This is a genomic window from Stenotrophomonas indicatrix, from assembly GCF_002750975.1.
In the GTDB taxonomy this organism is placed as follows: domain Bacteria; phylum Pseudomonadota; class Gammaproteobacteria; order Xanthomonadales; family Xanthomonadaceae; genus Stenotrophomonas; species Stenotrophomonas indicatrix.
In genome coordinates this window covers 3879471-3895278 of sequence record NZ_PEJS01000001.1, presented here as the reverse complement: position 1 = coordinate 3895278, position 15808 = coordinate 3879471, and the positions used below count along the sequence as shown (strand labels likewise).

At 65.2% G+C, this 15808-nt stretch carries 16 protein-coding genes; 12 read left to right on the top strand and 4 right to left on the bottom strand.

Annotated elements, in window-relative coordinates; translation table 11 throughout:
- Nucleotides 1-157: 157 nt before the first annotated feature.
- From cyoA to CR918_RS17960, 5 genes are all read left to right on the top strand, one after another.
- Complete coding sequence (cyoA, locus tag CR918_RS17980) at nt 158-1063, top strand: ubiquinol oxidase subunit II (protein ID WP_025877429.1); 906 nt, start codon at nt 158-160, stop codon at nt 1061-1063.
- Between the two features lie 5 nt (nt 1064-1068).
- Nucleotides 1069-3045, top strand: coding sequence for a cytochrome o ubiquinol oxidase subunit I (gene cyoB, locus CR918_RS17975; protein ID WP_025877427.1), 1977 nt, complete (start codon nt 1069-1071; stop codon nt 3043-3045).
- Nucleotides 3042-3677, top strand: a complete 636-nt coding sequence (gene cyoC / locus CR918_RS17970) for a cytochrome o ubiquinol oxidase subunit III (RefSeq protein ID WP_099844012.1) — start codon at nt 3042-3044, stop codon at nt 3675-3677. The genes cyoB and cyoC overlap by 4 nt, the downstream gene beginning before the upstream one ends.
- Nucleotide 3678: 1 nt before the next feature.
- The gene (gene cyoD, locus CR918_RS17965) at nt 3679-4011 is read left to right on the top strand and encodes a cytochrome o ubiquinol oxidase subunit IV (protein ID WP_025877422.1); all 333 of its coding nucleotides are present in this window, start codon (nt 3679-3681) and stop codon (nt 4009-4011) included.
- 114 nt (nt 4012-4125) lie between these two features.
- A complete protein-coding gene (locus CR918_RS17960; protein WP_099844424.1) occupies nt 4126-4812 on the top strand; it encodes an SCO family protein in 687 nt (228 codons plus the stop codon).
- Between the two features lie 173 nt (nt 4813-4985).
- Here the strand turns inward: CR918_RS17960 and CR918_RS17955 are convergent, their stop codons facing one another.
- The gene (locus tag CR918_RS17955; RefSeq protein WP_025877417.1) at nt 4986-5564 is read right to left on the bottom strand and encodes a S8 family serine peptidase; all 579 of its coding nucleotides are present in this window, start codon (nt 5562-5564) and stop codon (nt 4986-4988) included.
- Nucleotides 5564-7330 carry a S8 family serine peptidase gene (locus CR918_RS17950; RefSeq protein ID WP_025877415.1) on the bottom strand — a complete coding sequence of 589 codons (1767 nt, stop codon included), beginning with the start codon at nt 7328-7330 and terminating at the stop codon, nt 5564-5566. Before CR918_RS17950 ends, CR918_RS17955 begins: the two co-directional genes overlap by 1 nt.
- Before the next feature lie 326 nt (nt 7331-7656).
- Between CR918_RS17950 and CR918_RS17945 the strand changes: the two genes are divergently transcribed.
- The 4 genes from CR918_RS17945 (at nt 7657) to CR918_RS17930 (ending at nt 10192) form a co-directional block, all read left to right on the top strand.
- A complete protein-coding gene (locus CR918_RS17945) occupies nt 7657-8034 on the top strand; it encodes a hypothetical protein (RefSeq protein ID WP_243379141.1) in 378 nt (125 codons plus the stop codon).
- Nucleotides 8031-8354, top strand: a complete 324-nt coding sequence (locus CR918_RS17940; protein ID WP_099844008.1) for a hypothetical protein — start codon at nt 8031-8033, stop codon at nt 8352-8354. Before CR918_RS17945 ends, CR918_RS17940 begins: the two co-directional genes overlap by 4 nt.
- A 94-nt stretch (nt 8355-8448) precedes the next feature.
- Nucleotides 8449-8889 (top strand): DUF2231 domain-containing protein, encoded by a 441-nt coding sequence (locus CR918_RS17935; protein ID WP_099844006.1) that lies wholly within the window; start codon nt 8449-8451, stop codon nt 8887-8889.
- Nucleotides 8882-10192 (top strand): PQQ-dependent sugar dehydrogenase, encoded by a 1311-nt coding sequence (locus CR918_RS17930; protein WP_059065442.1) that lies wholly within the window; start codon nt 8882-8884, stop codon nt 10190-10192. The genes CR918_RS17935 and CR918_RS17930 overlap by 8 nt, the downstream gene beginning before the upstream one ends.
- A 50-nt stretch (nt 10193-10242) precedes the next feature.
- Here the strand turns inward: CR918_RS17930 and CR918_RS17925 are convergent, their stop codons facing one another.
- The gene (locus CR918_RS17925) at nt 10243-10905 is read right to left on the bottom strand and encodes an exopolysaccharide biosynthesis protein (protein WP_025877405.1); all 663 of its coding nucleotides are present in this window, start codon (nt 10903-10905) and stop codon (nt 10243-10245) included.
- Between the two features lie 172 nt (nt 10906-11077).
- Here CR918_RS17925 and yidA point away from each other — a divergent pair, with 172 nt between their 5' ends.
- Nucleotides 11078-11911, top strand: a complete 834-nt coding sequence (gene yidA, locus CR918_RS17920; RefSeq protein ID WP_099844004.1) for a sugar-phosphatase — start codon at nt 11078-11080, stop codon at nt 11909-11911.
- A 60-nt stretch (nt 11912-11971) separates the two neighbouring features.
- On the opposite strand, the gene CR918_RS17915 is transcribed toward yidA, so the two are convergent.
- The gene (locus CR918_RS17915) at nt 11972-12454 is read right to left on the bottom strand and encodes a hypothetical protein (RefSeq protein WP_032976916.1); all 483 of its coding nucleotides are present in this window, start codon (nt 12452-12454) and stop codon (nt 11972-11974) included.
- 45 nt (nt 12455-12499) lie between these two features.
- Here CR918_RS17915 and CR918_RS21095 point away from each other — a divergent pair, with 45 nt between their 5' ends.
- Together CR918_RS21095 and CR918_RS17910 are read left to right on the top strand one after the other, a co-directional pair.
- Nucleotides 12500-12772, top strand: coding sequence for a hypothetical protein (locus tag CR918_RS21095; protein ID WP_133119705.1), 273 nt, complete (start codon nt 12500-12502; stop codon nt 12770-12772).
- A gap of 148 nt (nt 12773-12920) precedes the next feature.
- Nucleotides 12921-15236 (top strand): TonB-dependent receptor, encoded by a 2316-nt coding sequence (locus CR918_RS17910; protein WP_099844003.1) that lies wholly within the window; start codon nt 12921-12923, stop codon nt 15234-15236.
- Nucleotides 15237-15808 lie beyond the last annotated feature (572 nt).

Here is a 15808-nt window from a genome sequence, read left to right as displayed (position 1 = left end):
TGCACAAGTCCATACAATGCTGTATCTTGTATGGGCTTGATTGGAGTGGCTCGCCTGTTTGTAGGCGACCTCGTACCCACAGTGTAGCCGCTCCACGCCCGGGCGCTGCGCGCAGGCGAGCCGGTCAAGCGCGCATCTTCAACAGGGTTGACCACCAATGAATATCTGCTGGAACCGCATCCGCCTGGCGCTGGTCGCCCTGGCCTGCATCGCCCTGACGGGCTGCGATTGGGTGCTGCTGGATTCGAAGGGCATGGTCGGGATCGCACAGCGCGACCTGATCCTGATCTGCATCGGCCTGATGCTGATCGTCGTCGTGCCGGCCATCGTGCTGACCTTCGTGTTCGCCTGGCGCTTCCGCGCCGGCAATACCAAGGCGAAGTACACGCCGGACTGGTCGCACTCCACGAAGGTGGAAGTGGTGGTCTGGGGCGTGCCGTTGCTGATCATCGCGGTGCTGGCGGTGATCGTGTGGAAGTCCACCCACGAGCTCGATCCGTACAAGCCGCTGGACGTGGCCGGCGAACCGCTGCACGTGGACGTGATCGCCACCGACTGGAAGTGGGTGTTCGTGTACCCGGACCTGGGCATCGCCACCGTCAACCAGCTCAACTTCCCGGCCAACCGCGCGCTGGCGTTCAACATCACCTCCAACTCGACGATGAACACCTTCTTCATCCCGCAGCTGGGTGGACAGATCTACGCGATGGCCGGCATGCGCACGCAGCTGCACCTGATCGCCAACGAGCCCGGCCAGTTCCGTGGCATGTCCGGCAACTACAGCGGCCATGGCTTCTCGAACATGAAGTTCATCGCCACCGCCAGCAGCAACGAAGACTTCGATCGCTGGGTGGCCGAGGTGCGCAGCGCGCCGGATGCGCTCAGCTTCGAGCAGTTCAAGGCGCTGGCCGCACCGTCGAAGAACGCGCCGGTGCAGCACTTCTCCAGCGTCGAACCGCTGCTGTTCAAGAAGGTCATCGACCAGTTCATCGGCGTCGGTGAGAACACCGCTGCTGCAACCCCGGCGGGCGCTGCCGGCGGTGCCCAGGTTTCCCAGGAGTAATGAACATGTTGGGTAAATTGACGTGGGAGGCCGTGCCGCTGCACGAGCCGATCGTCGTGGTCACGTTGGCGGCCATGGTGCTGGGCGGCCTCGCGCTGCTCGGCGCGGTAAGCTATTTCAAGCTGTGGGGCGTGCTCTGGCGCGACTGGTTCACTACCGTGGACCACAAGAAGATCGGCATCATGTACGTGGTCGTCGCGCTGGTCATGCTGGTGCGCGGCTTCGCCGATGCACTGATGATGCGCGCACAGCTGGCGGCGGCCGGGCCGGGCAGCGATGGCTTCCTGCCACCGGAACACTACGACCAGATCTTCACCGCGCACGGCGTGATCATGATCTTCTTCGTGGCCACCCCGTTCGTGGTCGGCCTGATGAACATCATCGTGCCGCTGCAGATCGGCGCGCGCGACATGGCGTTCCCGTTCCTCAACGCCTTCAGCTTCTGGATCTTCGTGGTCGGCGCCGCGCTGATGATGATCTCGCTGGGTGTTGGCGAATTCGCGATGACCGGCTGGGTCGCCTATCCGCCGCTGTCGGGCATCGAGTTCAGTCCGGGGGTCGGTGTCGACTACTACATCTGGGCGTTGCAGGCCTCCGGCATCGGTACGTTGCTGACCGGCGTCAACCTGTTCATCACCATCCTGCGCATGCGTGCGCCGGGCATGACGTTGATGAAGATGCCGGTGTTCACCTGGACCGTGCTGGTCACCAGCGTGATCATCATCGCCGCCTTCCCGATCCTGACCGTAGCCCTGGGTGCGCTCACCCTGGACCGCTACCTGGACTTCAACTTCTACACCAACACGTTGGGTGGCAACCCGATGATGTACGTGAACCTGGTGTGGGCCTGGGGCCACCCGGAGGTGTACATCCTGGTGCTGCCGGCGTTCGGCATCTTCTCTGAAGTGACCGCCACCTTCTCGCGCAAGAAGCTGTTCGGCTACAAGTCGATGGTCGGCGCCACCCTCGCGATCGGCATCCTGTCCTTCATCGTCTGGCTGCACCACTTCTTCACCATGGGCTCCGGTGCCAGCGTCAATGCCTTCTTCGGCATCATGACGATGATCATCGCCATCCCCACCGGCGTGAAGATCTTCACCTGGTTGTTCACCATGTACGGCGGCCGCGTGGAGTTCAGCGTGCCGATGCTGTGGACCATCGCCTTCCTGGTCACCTTCACCATCGGTGGCATGACCGGCGTGCTGCTGGCCATCCCGGGCGCGGACTTCCTGCTGCACAACAGCCTGTTCCTGGTCGCGCACTTCCACAACACCATCATCGGCGGTGCGCTGTTCGGCTACCTGGCCGGCTTCGTCTACTGGTTCCCGAAGGTGTTCGGCTTCACCCTCAACGAGCGCCTGGGCAAGTGGTCCTTCGCCTGCTGGGTGATCGGCTTCTACCTGGCCTTCATGCCGCTGTACATGCTGGGCTTCATGGGCATGACCCGGCGCATGAACCAGTACGACAACCCGGCGTGGACGCCGTACCTGATCGCCGCCTTCATCGGTGCGCTGTTCGTGTTCGCGGGCATCATCCTGATGCTGGTGCAGATCTACGTCAGTGTGCGCGACCGCAAGCGCAACCTCGACCTCACCGGCGACCCGTGGAATGCACGCACGCTGGAATGGGCCACGCCATCGCCGCCGCCGTTCTACAACTTCGCCGTGGTGCCCAAGGCCGATGAGCTGGACGCCTTCCACGAAGCGAAGAAGCGCGGCCTGCCGCCGCCGCCGAAGAAGTACGCACCGATCCACATGCCGAAGAACACCGGTGTGCCGCTGATCCTCAACGTCTGGATCCTGGTGCTGTGCTTCGCCCTGGTGTGGCACATCTGGTGGATGGCCGGTGCCAGCTTCATCGCGATGATCGCCACCCTGATCGCGCGCTCCTACAACGAGGACGTGGATTACTACGTCAGCTCCGAAGAGGTGGCGCGTACCGAAGCGGCCAACCACGCCAAGCTGCAGGAGGCAGGCGCATGAACCTGTTGACCCGTCCGCAACTGGACAGCGATGTGCTGGTCCACGACGACCATCACGAGCACGATCACGCCCACGAACAGGGCGGCATGAAGGTGTTCGGCATGTGGGTGTACCTCATGTCCGACCTGGTGCTGTTCGGCTCGCTGTTCGCCTCGTACGCGGTGCTCAGCACCGCCTACGCCGGCGGCCCGACCGGCAAGGAACTGTTCTCGCTGCCGTTCGTGATGGCCGAGACCTTCATCCTGCTGGTGTCCAGCATCACCTATGGCCAGGCCGTGCTGACCATGCACCGCCTGGACAAGGCGGCGGTGCTGCGCTGGCTGGGCGTGACCTTCGTGCTCGGCGCCTCGTTCATCGGCATGGAGCTGTACGAGTTCTCGCACCTCATCCATGAAGGTGCCGGCCCCAGCACCAGTGCCTACCTGTCGGCGTTCTTCGCCCTGGTTGCCACCCACGGCCTGCACGTGGCCAGCGGCCTGATCTGGATGGCGGTGGTGATGCACCAGGTGTATCGCCGCGGCCTCACCCCGACCAACATCACCCGCGTGTCCTGCCTGAGCCTGTTCTGGCACTTCCTGGACCTGGTGTGGATCTGCGTCTTCACCTTCGTCTACCTGATCGGAGCCTTCTGACATGGCCCACGTCGAAACCTCGCGCGCCGGCAATGCGCACGGTTCCACCAAGTCCTACCTGATCGGCTTCGTGCTGTGCGCGCTGCTGACGGTGGTGCCGTTCGCGCTGGTGATGAACCCGGTGCTGTCACGGCCGGTCACCCTGTTCCTGCTGGTCGGCTTCGCGGTCGCGCAGATCCTGGTGCAGCTGGTGTACTTCCTGCACATGGACCGCAAGTCCGAAGGTGGCTGGAACCTCGCCAGCTTCGTGTTCACCCTGGTGATCCTGTTCATCGTGGTCGCGTTGTCGATCTGGATCATCTGGAGCATGCACTACCACATGATGATCAACTGACCGTGGCCGGGGCGATCGGCAAGGAGTGCGCGATCGCCCTGGCACCTCAGCCCTCTCTTCCCCCAGGGCAGGCCTGACCGAGACCGCGCCCACCTCGTGTTGGTGGTACCCGTGATGCGTGTTGCTTCCGTTGTTCGTTCCCTGCGCTTGCCGCTGCTTGCCGCAGGCCTCGCACTCGGCCTGCTGGCCGGCTGCAGTGCGCAGTCGCGCATGGATTTCTATTCCAAGGACATCGCCTGCGAGGAACTGGGCCAGCACTGGACCATGCCTGACAGCGCCGGCACCCTGCGTGGCCCGAAGGACCTGCAGGGGCAGGTGACCTATCTGTTTTTCGGCTTCACCAGCTGCCCGGACGTGTGCCCGACCACCATGGTCGAACTGAGCCAGGTCAAGCACCTGATGGGCAAGGATGCCGACCAGCTGCAGGTGGTATTCGTCAGCGTCGATCCGGCGCGCGATACCCCCGAAGTCGCGCACACCTATGTGCACGCGTTCGACCCGAAGGCGATGGCACTGGTCGGTGACGAGGCACAGCTCTCGGCGATGGCCAGCGACTTCAAGGCGTTCTACGAGAAGGAGCCCGGGCAGCTGCCGGACACCTACACGATGAGCCACATCGCCGGCGGCTACGTGTTCGACCGCCAAGGTCGCCTGCGCCTGTTCGCGCCCTACGGCATGCCGGTGGAGCAGCTGTTCTCGGACGTACAGCGGTTGCTGCTGGAGCCGGAACATCCGGCCGCGGGCAGTGAAGCGTTGGCGGCGTGCAAGCTGCCGCACAGCGCGAGCATCGCCACACGCTGAACGACGCATCGACCTGGTAGGTGTCGACCTTGGTCGACACGCGATGAATGAATCTGGCAGGTGCCATTGGATTGTGGTGGGTGCCGACCGTTGGTCGGCACGCCCTCCCGCTCGCCAATCCCCCGGCCGGCCAGGAGAGCCAACCGGCCGGGGGCACCACGCAACGCCCTAGATCACTTCTTCTCTTCCCACTGCACCACGTCCGGCTCGGCTGCGCGCACGCCCGCAGTCGACAGCAGCCGGGTGCTCGCATCCAGCGCCGCGTTCACCGACGGGTACTCGACGATGGCCAGACCGGCAGCCTTGGACACCTTCACCACGGTGCCGCCCGTGGCCTTTGCCGCGCGCTGTGCAGATGCCGCATCGGTAAAGAACACCTTCACCCGCGAGGTCGCCACCACTGGCGCACCATCGTTGGACACCGCAGCGGCGAACTTGCCGGCGCCGGCATCAGCGCCGGCTGCTGCCGCGCCATCCAGCGAACGCTTGCTGCGCGAACTGGTGGTGGCAGCTGCCTGCGGCGTGATCCGGAACTGGCCGCCCGCAGCCTGCTGCACCGTGGTCGACGGGGACAGCTGGAAACGCGTGCCGCCCACGTCGAACGAACGGCCGGTGGCCGAAGCTTTCAGTTCCTGTGCATCCACGGTGGACAGGCTCCGTGCCGGTGGGGTCTGCCCCGAGCTCTGTGCCCAGGCAGGGGAGGTCATCGCCGCGAAGGCGAGCGTGCTCAACAGAATGGTCGTTTTCATCATCAGTGCCCCAGAACGCGGATCTTGAAGAATTCGAGGTTGCCGCGCGATGCAGCATTCGCGGCCTGCCCCATGTCGGTCACTTCCAGCGTCCAGGTGCCGGTGGCACTTTCATCCAGGAAGGCATTGCTGGACAGCAGATCCCAGTTGGTGAAGTTGCGCTGCACGCCATTGGTACCCGAACCGATGGCGGTGAAGGCCGGCTGCACCACGCTGCGCGTACCACTGGGCGAAACAAGCACGAACTGCAGCTGGCGGGTATTGCTGTGGTTCACCCGGAAGCCCAGCTGCACCGACTCGATGTTGCGTGCGCCATTGGCCAGCTGGAAGGTCAACCGCGCGGCGGCGGCGGAGGTGTTGCCGATGGCCACCGTGCGCGTGGTGGTGCGCCAACCCGTATCCAGCAGCGGGCCCAGCGACTGGAAGTTCTCGGCGACCTGCACGGCGCGCGCCGCGTTGACCACACCGAAGCCGTACCAGTTGCTGTAAGCGCGGTTGGCTGCATTCACCGTCCAACCCGGCACCAGCGTGCGGCCGTCGGCCAGGGTCACCGCCGGCTGGTTCGGATGGTTGCGGGTGGCCGTGGTGGCGAGGATGTACTTCACATCTCGGTAGGACAGGTTCGGATTGGCCTCCAGCACCAGCGCCGCCACGCCCGACACCATCGGCGCCGACGCCGACGTACCGTTCATCTTCGCGGTGTAGTTGCAGGTGCTGTCGATCGCCGACAGGTTGCTGTCCAGCGTGTTCTGGCGGTTGGTGTTCTTGTTGCTGCCCTGCGTGCAGCCGGTCACGTCGGTGGTGACGATGGCCGGATCGTACGCACGTGCCACCAGGTTCGGTGCGTACTGCGCCTGCAGGCCGTACTCGCCACCAAAGGCCGACACCCACAGTGCCGAACCGGTGGACGAGTACGACGAACGCACGCCATCGGCGCGCACCGCACCCACGGTGATCACGTTGAACAGGTTGTTGCGTGGATCGCGGCCAGCCGGCACACAGCCGGTGTTGCGGTTCTTGGTATCGGTGGTGCAGACGTCCTGGGTCTGGCTGATCGAGGCGTTGTTGAAGTTGTTGCCGGCCGACTTCACGTAGATGCCGCCACGGCCACCGCGCGTGCCCGACAGTGCCTGCTCGTACGAACTCACCGTGTTCTGGCTGTAGGCCACGGGCAGGTTGGGGTTGCCCGGGCCAGCGCCCCAGCTGTTGTTGAACACCTGCACATCGGCCGACTCGGCGCCATCCCACCAGGCGTATTCGATGTTGCTCTGCTGGTTGCCCTGCGCATTGGAGGCCAGCACGTTGAAGCCCTTCAGCGTTGCCGCCGGGGCCACGCCACGCACGCCCAGGTTGTTGGCGCCCACCGCACCGGCGATGCCGCCCACCATCGTGCCGTGGTTGTCAGCATCGGGATTGGACGGCGTGGGATTGTTGGAGCCGTTGGCGAAGTTCTTGCCCGCTACCGCCGCCACGTTCGCGGCCAGGTCCGGGTGGGCGATCTGCAGGCCGTCATCGACGATGCCGATCACCACGCCCTGGCCACGGATGCCATTGCGGAACAGGCCATCGACGTTGAGATCGTTGCCGGCCACCGGCAGCGTATCGGCCGGCACCGTCTGCCCGGTATTGAGCAGGTGCCACTGGATACCCGCCAGTGGGTCGGCCTGTTGCGCCTGGGCGGTAACGGCCAGGCTGCCGAGTACCAGGGCAGTGGCCAGGGCCAGGCGCGCAGAGCGCGGTGGCGCGGAGCGTTGCGTGTGTCGCTTCATACACGAATCCTTCTGTTGTGAATCGGCATGGCAGGACGGCGGGGCGGATCTGCCCCATCGCAACGAGCCAAACGCGACACAACGAACAACCCCCTACCTCTTCACGCAGCCGATGTGCGGATGTGCCAAATACGTCACAAACACTTATGCCGCCTTGTAATGACGACTGCGCCGCTCTGGTCGGTGCCCCGGTAGGTGCCAACCTTGGTTGGCACAATCCACCCGCACCGGAACCCCACCGCCATGCCACCATGCCCAGGCTCCCCGGAGGACACCGGATGAAACGCCCCAATGCCCGCGCCCGCGCCGATCTGGCCCCACTCACCGTGGCCACCATCCGCAAGGTGGTGCTGTCGATGTATCACCGTCGTCACGATTGCTGGACCGACGCCGACATCGCCGAGCTGCTGCCGGAGCTCAGCGCATTCAACATCACCACGGTGAAGCAGCTGCGCCTGCTGATGAAACGGCACCGCCGCGCGCTGCTGCGGGAGGAAAGCACAAAGATGCCCCGGGCGCAGACACTGGATCTGCTGGCAGGGGGCGGTTGGCATGGCATCGATGTGCACGCCAATACCAGCTGGTACGGCATTGGCGGCCTGGTCCGCACCAGCATGGAACACGAATTCGGCTTCGAAACCATGCTGCCATTCCATGAGATACGGGACGCTGCCATGGAGCTGGATGCGGAGGCGCAGACGTGAAGAACCTGGCGTGGCTGTTGGCGATGGCAGCCGTGTTTTACGTGGCGGGATGCTCGGCTACTTCCATCCTGGCCGAGCGCGGCATCGCTTCCCTGCAGCCCGGGGACCGTCGAGAGGCCGTCATCGATGCGCTGGGCGCACCCGATGTCACAGAGCCGCGTGGACAACGGTTTTCCCGCTATGCCAGCACCCCATGCAGTGGCACCTGCGTGGAACGGCTGTGGTACGAAAATCCATTCCTGCCCCATATCGAGGCGTGGTCGGTGGAGCTGGATGGCACTGGCCACGTCGTGCGGACTTCGCATTGGGCATCGCCATAGCGTCGAGGCCATCCGATGCCCAGATCATCGCACCCCCTCCCGCCCCCCTGTGCTACTACAGCCCGTGCACCCCTTCCCCGAACGGAGCACGACCATGGTCAACCCCGTCGCCCAGGCCCATCGCGGCCTCGGCACAACACTCTTCAGCCTGTTGAATCCGATACCGTTCGGCTTCTTCGTGGGCGGCCTCATTTTCGACATCCTCTACCTCAACACCGCCGAGGTGATGTGGGGCAAGTCAGCGGCGTGGCTGATCACCTTCGGCCTGCTGATCGCCATCCTGCCGCGGCTGATCAACCTGTTCGCGGTCTGGCGCCGCAACGGCACCGCCACCGGCACCGACCGCCTCGATTTCCTGCTCAACCTGGTCGCCATCGTGCTGGCCGTCTGGAACGCCTTCGTGCACAGCCGCGACGCCTATGCGGCGGCCGTGCCGGGCACCATCCTCTCTGCGCTGACGGTGGCACTGATCGCGCTCGGCTTCATCGTGCTTTCGCTGCAGCAGCCGGTGCTGCAAGGAGCCCGTCATGGCTAAGCGCATCCTGCCCGCCGTGGGCGTGCTCTCGTTGTCCCTGGCGTTGGTCGCCTGTGCCGGCAAGGCCGAATACCACCCGGCCGACCAGTCCGGCGCGCAACCGCCGTTGCCCAAACCCGAGAACTACCTGTTGCCGCCGATGCAGGTGCCCAAGGGCGTGGGCTGGGCCGAGGGCCAGGCACCGTCGGTGGCCGACGGCCTGAAGATCGAACGCATCGCTGCCAACCTGCAGCACCCGCGCCGGCTGCTGTCGCTGCCCAATGGTGATGTGCTGGTAGTGGAAGGCAACGGTCCCGGCGAAGAGCCGGTCACCACGCCCAAGCAGTGGATCGCCGGCAAGGTGAAGGCGCGCTCGGGCAAGGCCGGCAAGGGCGGCAACCGGGTCACGTTGCTGCGGCGCGCGCCGGGCACCGGCACCTGGACCCAGCACGTGTACATCGAAAACCTGCACTCGCCGTTCGGCATCCAGCTGATCGGTGACACGCTGTATGTGGCCAACACCGGCAACATCATGAAATACCACTACGTGCCGGGCGAAACCCGCATGTCCGACAAGGGCAGCGAGTTCACCGACCTGCCCAGCACCATCAACCACCACTGGACCAAGGAACTGCTGGCCAGCCGCGATGGCAGCAAGCTGTACGTGGGCGTGGGCTCCAACAGCAACATCACCGAGAACGGCCTGGCCGTCGAGTACCGCCGCGCGGTGGTGCTGGAAGTGGACGTGGCCACCAGCGGCAGCCGCATCTACGCCTCGGGCCTGCGCAACCCCACCGGCCTGGACTGGGAGCCGAGCACCGGCAAGCTGTGGGCGGTGGTGAACGAACGCGACGAGATCGGTGCCGACCTGGTGCCCGATTACCTCACCTCGGTGCAGGAGCACGGCTTTTACGGCTGGCCCTACAGCTACTACGGCCAGCATGTGGACGAGCGCGTGCAGCCGCAGCGGCCGGACCTGGTGGCCAAGGCAATCCGCCCGGACTTCGCCATCGGCTCGCACGTGGCACCGCTGGGCCTGCTGTTCTACACCGGCCAGGCACTGCCGGCGAAGTACCACGGCGGTGCCTTCATCGGCGAGCACGGCAGCTGGGACCGTTCGCCCCTGAGCGGCTACGAAGTGGTGTACGTGCCGTTCAAGGACGGCAAGCCGGCCGGCCGCCCGGAAGCGGTGGTGAGCGGGTTCGCGTCCAAGGATGAGAAGACGTTGATGGGCGCGCCGGTGGGCATGGCCATCGATGCGGAGGGCGCGCTGCTGGTCGCCGACGATGTGGGCGACGTGGTGTGGCGGGTGTCGGCGAAGTAGCCGGCTGCCCGCGCATCACCCGTGCTGTAGAGCCGAGCCCATGCTCGGCTCTACAGCGCCGATGACCCGCTGCGGAAGCCACTGAACACCGATTCGGCCGCAAAGCCCACGCCGCCCAGCAGCACACCGAAGTACACCACCGACGCCACCACGAAGCCGTAGCCGGCTGCCACCGCCGCGCCATCGCGCTGGATGAAGCCGATCGCAAAGGACATCAGCGCCAGCGCCGGCAGCGTGTTGCTGAAGGGAATCGGCCCGGCCGGCAGCATCAGCAGGATCGTGGCGAACACCAGCGCCAGGTTGTTCAACCGCATCATCTTCTTCGAGCGCACCATCGCTGCCAGCCGCATCGGCCGGGACAACCGCTCCATCCGATGCACCCATTTCAGGGCACGGCCCAGGTTGGCTTTCAGCTTGTCGGTGGCGATCTGCTTGTCGGCCAATCGCTGCGGCACCCACAACGGACGGTCGCGCACGCGGCTCAGGCCGATCAGCAGGATGGACGCACCGAACACCGTGCTCAGCCCGGGAATCGATACCGGAATCAGGAAGATCGCCGACAGCAGGATCACCACCAGCATCAGGCCTTCGTCGCCCAGCGCATGCAGCAGCGTGCCGACGCGGATATGGTCGCCGGGCAGGCCGTCGATCAGGTCTTCAATCTGCTGGGCGAGAGGGGCGGTGTCAGTGGCGTCGGGCGCTTGGTAGGTCATGCGTCGAAAGAGTGTCCAGGGAAGGGCGGTCGATAGGGCCGTCCTGCGGTGGGGGACGCACAGGCCCCACGAGTATCCCCGGCCAGCGCCGCGCAGAGGTGAACGATGCATGAGGCCGGCGTTGCCAGGCGGCCTGGCCTAAAATGGGCGTCCCCCGCACTGGTTGAAGATGATGGACATGGGTCGCAGGCAATCGACCATCGAACTGGTCGCCATCGATATGGATGGCACCCTGCTGGACCCCGCCCACAAGCTCACCGCGCGCGTGAAGCAGGCCATCGCCCAAGCGCGCGCGCTGGGCGTGCACATCGTGCTGACCAGCGGCCGCCCGGTTCCAGGGCTGGCGCCGTTCCTGCATGAGCTTGGCATCGAGGGCGACGATGACTACTGCATCGCCTGCAACGGCGGCCTGGTGCAGCGCATCGGCCCGCGCGAAACCGTGGTCGAGTATCCGCTCAGCTTCGACGATTTCGTGTACTGCGAACAGGTCGCCCGCGAGATCGGCGTGCACTTCCAGGCACTGGACGCGCAGCGCATGTACACGCCCAACCAGGACATCAGCATCTACACCGTGGCCGACTCGCATCTTTCGCGCATGCCACTGTCGTACCGCCGCGTGGCCGACATGGACCCTGGCATGTCCTTCATCAAGCTGATGATGATCGACGAGCCGGACGTGCTGGACGCCGCCATCGCGCGCCTGCCGGCCGCGCTGACCGAGCGCTTCGCGGTGCTGAAGAGCGCGCCGTTCTTCCTGGAAGTATTCGACCACCGCGCCGGCAAGGGGCCGAGCCTGCAGAAGCTGGCCGAGCACCTGGGCATCGACCGCGCCAACGTGATGGCCATCGGCGACCAGGAGAACGACCTCACCATGCTGCAGTACGCCGGCACCAGCGTGGCGATGGGCAATGCCATCGATGCGGTGAAGGCTACCGCGCGCTTCGAGACCGCCACCAACGCCGATGAAGGCGTGGCCAGGGCGATCGAGCGCTTCGTGCTGCAGTAAGAAGCCGGCAATACGAAGAAGGACGCCGCCACGCACGGTGGTGGCGTCCCACCAACGGTTTTACTGGCAGACGTACTCGTTGCCCGACTGGACGCTCTCTACATCGAGCTCATGGTTCTGGATCTCGATCGTTTCCATGCGGGTCGAAACAACCACCGCACGGGCACCGACGTTGCAGCTGGCAGGCAGGCCGCCAGCGTAGACCTGCCCATTGATCGCATACGCCAGGCCGTAGCAGGCCGAGCCGAGCTTCTGCGAGTCGAAGTGGCAGGCATTGAGCTGGTTGTTGGCCGATGCGCTGGCGGCATTGTAGTTGGTCGTCCAACCGCTGAACGGATCGTTGGCGCAGGTGCCCGGGAAGTCCTGGATCGGCGTGCCGCCGGTCGTGCAGGTGTGTTCCCATGCGCTGGAGAAGGGGCTTTGCTTGAAGTACGCAGTGCGGCCGCTGTCGACCCATTGCGCGGCGGCGGCATTCTCGGCGAAGGCGGACAGGCCGAGCAGGCAAAGTGCAGTTGCGGCGAGCGGTTTCAATCCATTCAACATGACGTTCGTCCTTTGAAGTGTCGAGTTAACGCGTCGGAGCCTTGCATGGCAGCGCGTGCGGAAGGCATCGCAGATATCCGCGCGGCCGCCGCCGACATGATCATTCAGCATCCAGGGCGGCGCAAGTCGAGCCAGGAACGAATAGTCGAAAGGCTGACCGAGCGCACAGACATCACGCTGCAACGTGCAGGTGATAGCGCGGCATCGAAAGCGATACCTGCGTATAGCCGCGCTTTCCCACGGTGCAATGGCGGATGTGGCGGTCCGATGCAACACTTGCGCACGCCGAATCACGCCATCGAATCGTTCGGCAGCTGATCGTCTTCGTCTGCCGCTGACCGGCGCGTGCGCAGCGCCGGTCCCGCCTTCAACGCAATCGCGTCACCAGCCACTGCATCGCCATCCGGCGCTGCATCGCGCTGGGCGTGCGCCTGCGTCCTCTTCTCCCTGCACCCTGGATCTGGCCATGAACACTCCACCTACGCTTCTTGCCCTGGCAATCGGCACCGCCCTCGTTGCACCGCTGCACGCTGCCGAATCCACCGGCGCCGCGCACGACACCCCCACCACCTTGAACGCGCTGCAGGTCATCGCCACCCCACGCGGTGCTGCTGTCGCCCCCACCCAGGTGGTGGGCCCGAACCGCTACGTCATCAATGCCACCGACCTGGATGCGATGGTGACCGGCAACAACGGCCTGTCGATGCTGAAGAACGTGCCGGGTGCCAGCTACACCGCCACCGACGGTCTCGGCCTGGATATTTCTGCCACCAGCCTGTTCGTGCGCGGTTTCCGCATGAATGAAATGGGCATCACCTTCGAAGGCGTGCCGCTGAACGACAACGGCTTCCTCTCGCTTACCGGCACCAGCGTGGTCAACGTCGGCGTGCCCGATGGCATCGGTTCGATCACGGTCAGCCCGGGCGGTGCACCAGTCAGTGTGTTCTCCAGCAGCGTCAATGGCGGCAGCCTCGAGTACCGCCTGCGCGACCTGCAGGACACCCCCAGCCTGCGTATCAAGCAGGGCGTGGGCAGCAACAACACACGGGTCACCACGGTCTCGGGCCAGAGCGGCCAGCTGGGCGAACACGGCCCGAAGCTGCTGGTCGACCTGCAGCGCGTGTCGGCCGACAAGTACCAGGGCGCCGGCACCCAGAAGTTCCTGCGCGGTGACCTGAAGGCCCAGCAGGATGTGGCGTGGGGTGACTTCACCGTGTTCCTGTCCGACAGCAAGGCCGCAGTGTGGGGCTACAACAACATCTCCTTCGACATGATCCGCAAGCTGGGCTGGAAGGCCGACAGCTTCTATCCGGACTATGCATGGGCGTACTACGTGGCCTCGCCGGAGAACGCCGACACGTCCTGCGGCGCCTACACCTGCGGCGAGCTGTCCGAGCTGATTCCCTACGACACCGGCCAGGTGACCCGCGACCGCGTCGCGTCGATCAACCATCGCTTCCAGATCACGCCCGCGCTCAGCGGCAACGTGCAGCTGTACAACGCCAACAGCCACACCCAGGCCACCTTGACCGACCCGACCGTGCCCTCGCCCAACGGCGCGCCTTTCTCCGAACAGGTGCAGACGCCGCACCTCAATCGCCTCGGTGGCATGTTCAACCTGCAGTTCGAGACCGGTGCGCAGACCCTCACCGCCGGTTTCTGGCAGGAGAAGAGCAAGGCGGCCGCGAAGACCGAGTGGTACCAGCAGCCGCTGCTGGGGCAGGGCAAACCACTGAAGGCGACCGGGCCGTTCGATGTGTACGGGCCGGCGTTCCAGACCGACAACGCATCCAGCTGGGTGACCCGCTCGCGGCAGTTCTACCTGCATGACAATTACGCCGTTACCGACACGCTGGTGCTGGGGCTGGGCTTCAAGGCCGTGGACTTCACCACCACCGGTGGCGGCATCGGCGATGCAGCGGAGCGGCCGGTGTCCGGCACGCTGCGCGCAAAGAGCAACTTCCTGCCGCACGTGTCGCTGTACTGGAGCCCGACCGAGCGGACCGATGCCTTCATCGACCTGGTCAACACCATGAACGGCTATCGCGTGGCCCAGCGCGGCAACATCGGCTATACCGCGTCGGCCTGGACCATCAGCGACCAGAAAGAGTTCGACCGCGTGGCCGGCACCCTGCGCCCAGAGAAGAACTGGAACCTGACCGTGGGCGCCAGCCACCGCTTCGACCGCCTGACCGTGACCGGTGATGTGTTCTACAACGACATCCGCAACCGCCTGCTGTCGGCGGCCATCGGCACCCAGTTCGCGCAGATCAACACAGTGCGCTTGATGCCGAAGATGCACGTGATCGGCGCAGATCTCGGCATCACCGCCGACCTGACCGACCACCTGCAGTTCTACCAGGGCATCGCGCTGGCGCGCTCGTACTACGACAGCGATTTCGTGGTGGGCGATACCGTGTACCCGATCAAGGGCAACGCGCAGCCGGGCTACCCGCAGCTGTCGCTGGTCAGCGACCTATCCGCGCACTTCGGTGACTGGCGTTTCGGTGCCACCAGCACCTCATACCTGCGCCAGCCCTTCACCTATGAAAACGACATCCGCGTGCCAACGTTCTGGCAGGTCAACGCGTACACGGCCTACACGCTGGGCCCGGACAGCCTGCTGCCGGGGCTGGAGCTGCGGCTGGACGTAAGCAACCTGTTCAACCGCAACAACATCGGCACCGCCACCATCGCCGGCTCGTCGTTCTCGGGCGACTACCAGACCCTGCAGCGCAGCGCCCCCCGGAAGGTGATGTTCAGCACCTCGATAACCTTCTAAGTAGATCCACGCCATGCGTGGATGCACTTCGCGGCAGGCTGGGTAGCGCCGGGCAATGCCCGGCGAAATCCCTCCGGCGCCGACGCGCCTTGCCAACCAAGGTTGGCATCTACCCAAGCGGGCCCCCTCGCCGCACGCAATCTGGTAGCGCCGGGCTATGCCCGGCGGAATCCCTCCGGCGCCGACGCGCCTTGCCAACCAAGGTTGGCATCTACCCAAGCGGAGCCCTTCGTCGCACGCAATCCGGTAGCGCCGGGCCATGCCCGGCGAAATCCCTCCGGCGCCGACGCGCCTCGCCAACCAAGGTTGGCATCTACCCAAGCGGGGCCCTCGCCGCACGCAATACGGTAGCGCCGGGCCATGCCCGGCGAAATCCCTCCGGTGCCGACGCGCCTTGCCAACCAAGGTTGGCATCTACCCAAGCGTGGCCCTTCGCCGCACGCAATCTGGTAGCGCCGGGCCATGCCCGGCGAAATCCCTCCGGCGCCGACGCGCCTTGCCAACCAAGGTTGGCATCTACCCAAGCGTGGCCCTTCGCTGCACGCAATCCGGTAGCGCCGGGCCATGCCCGG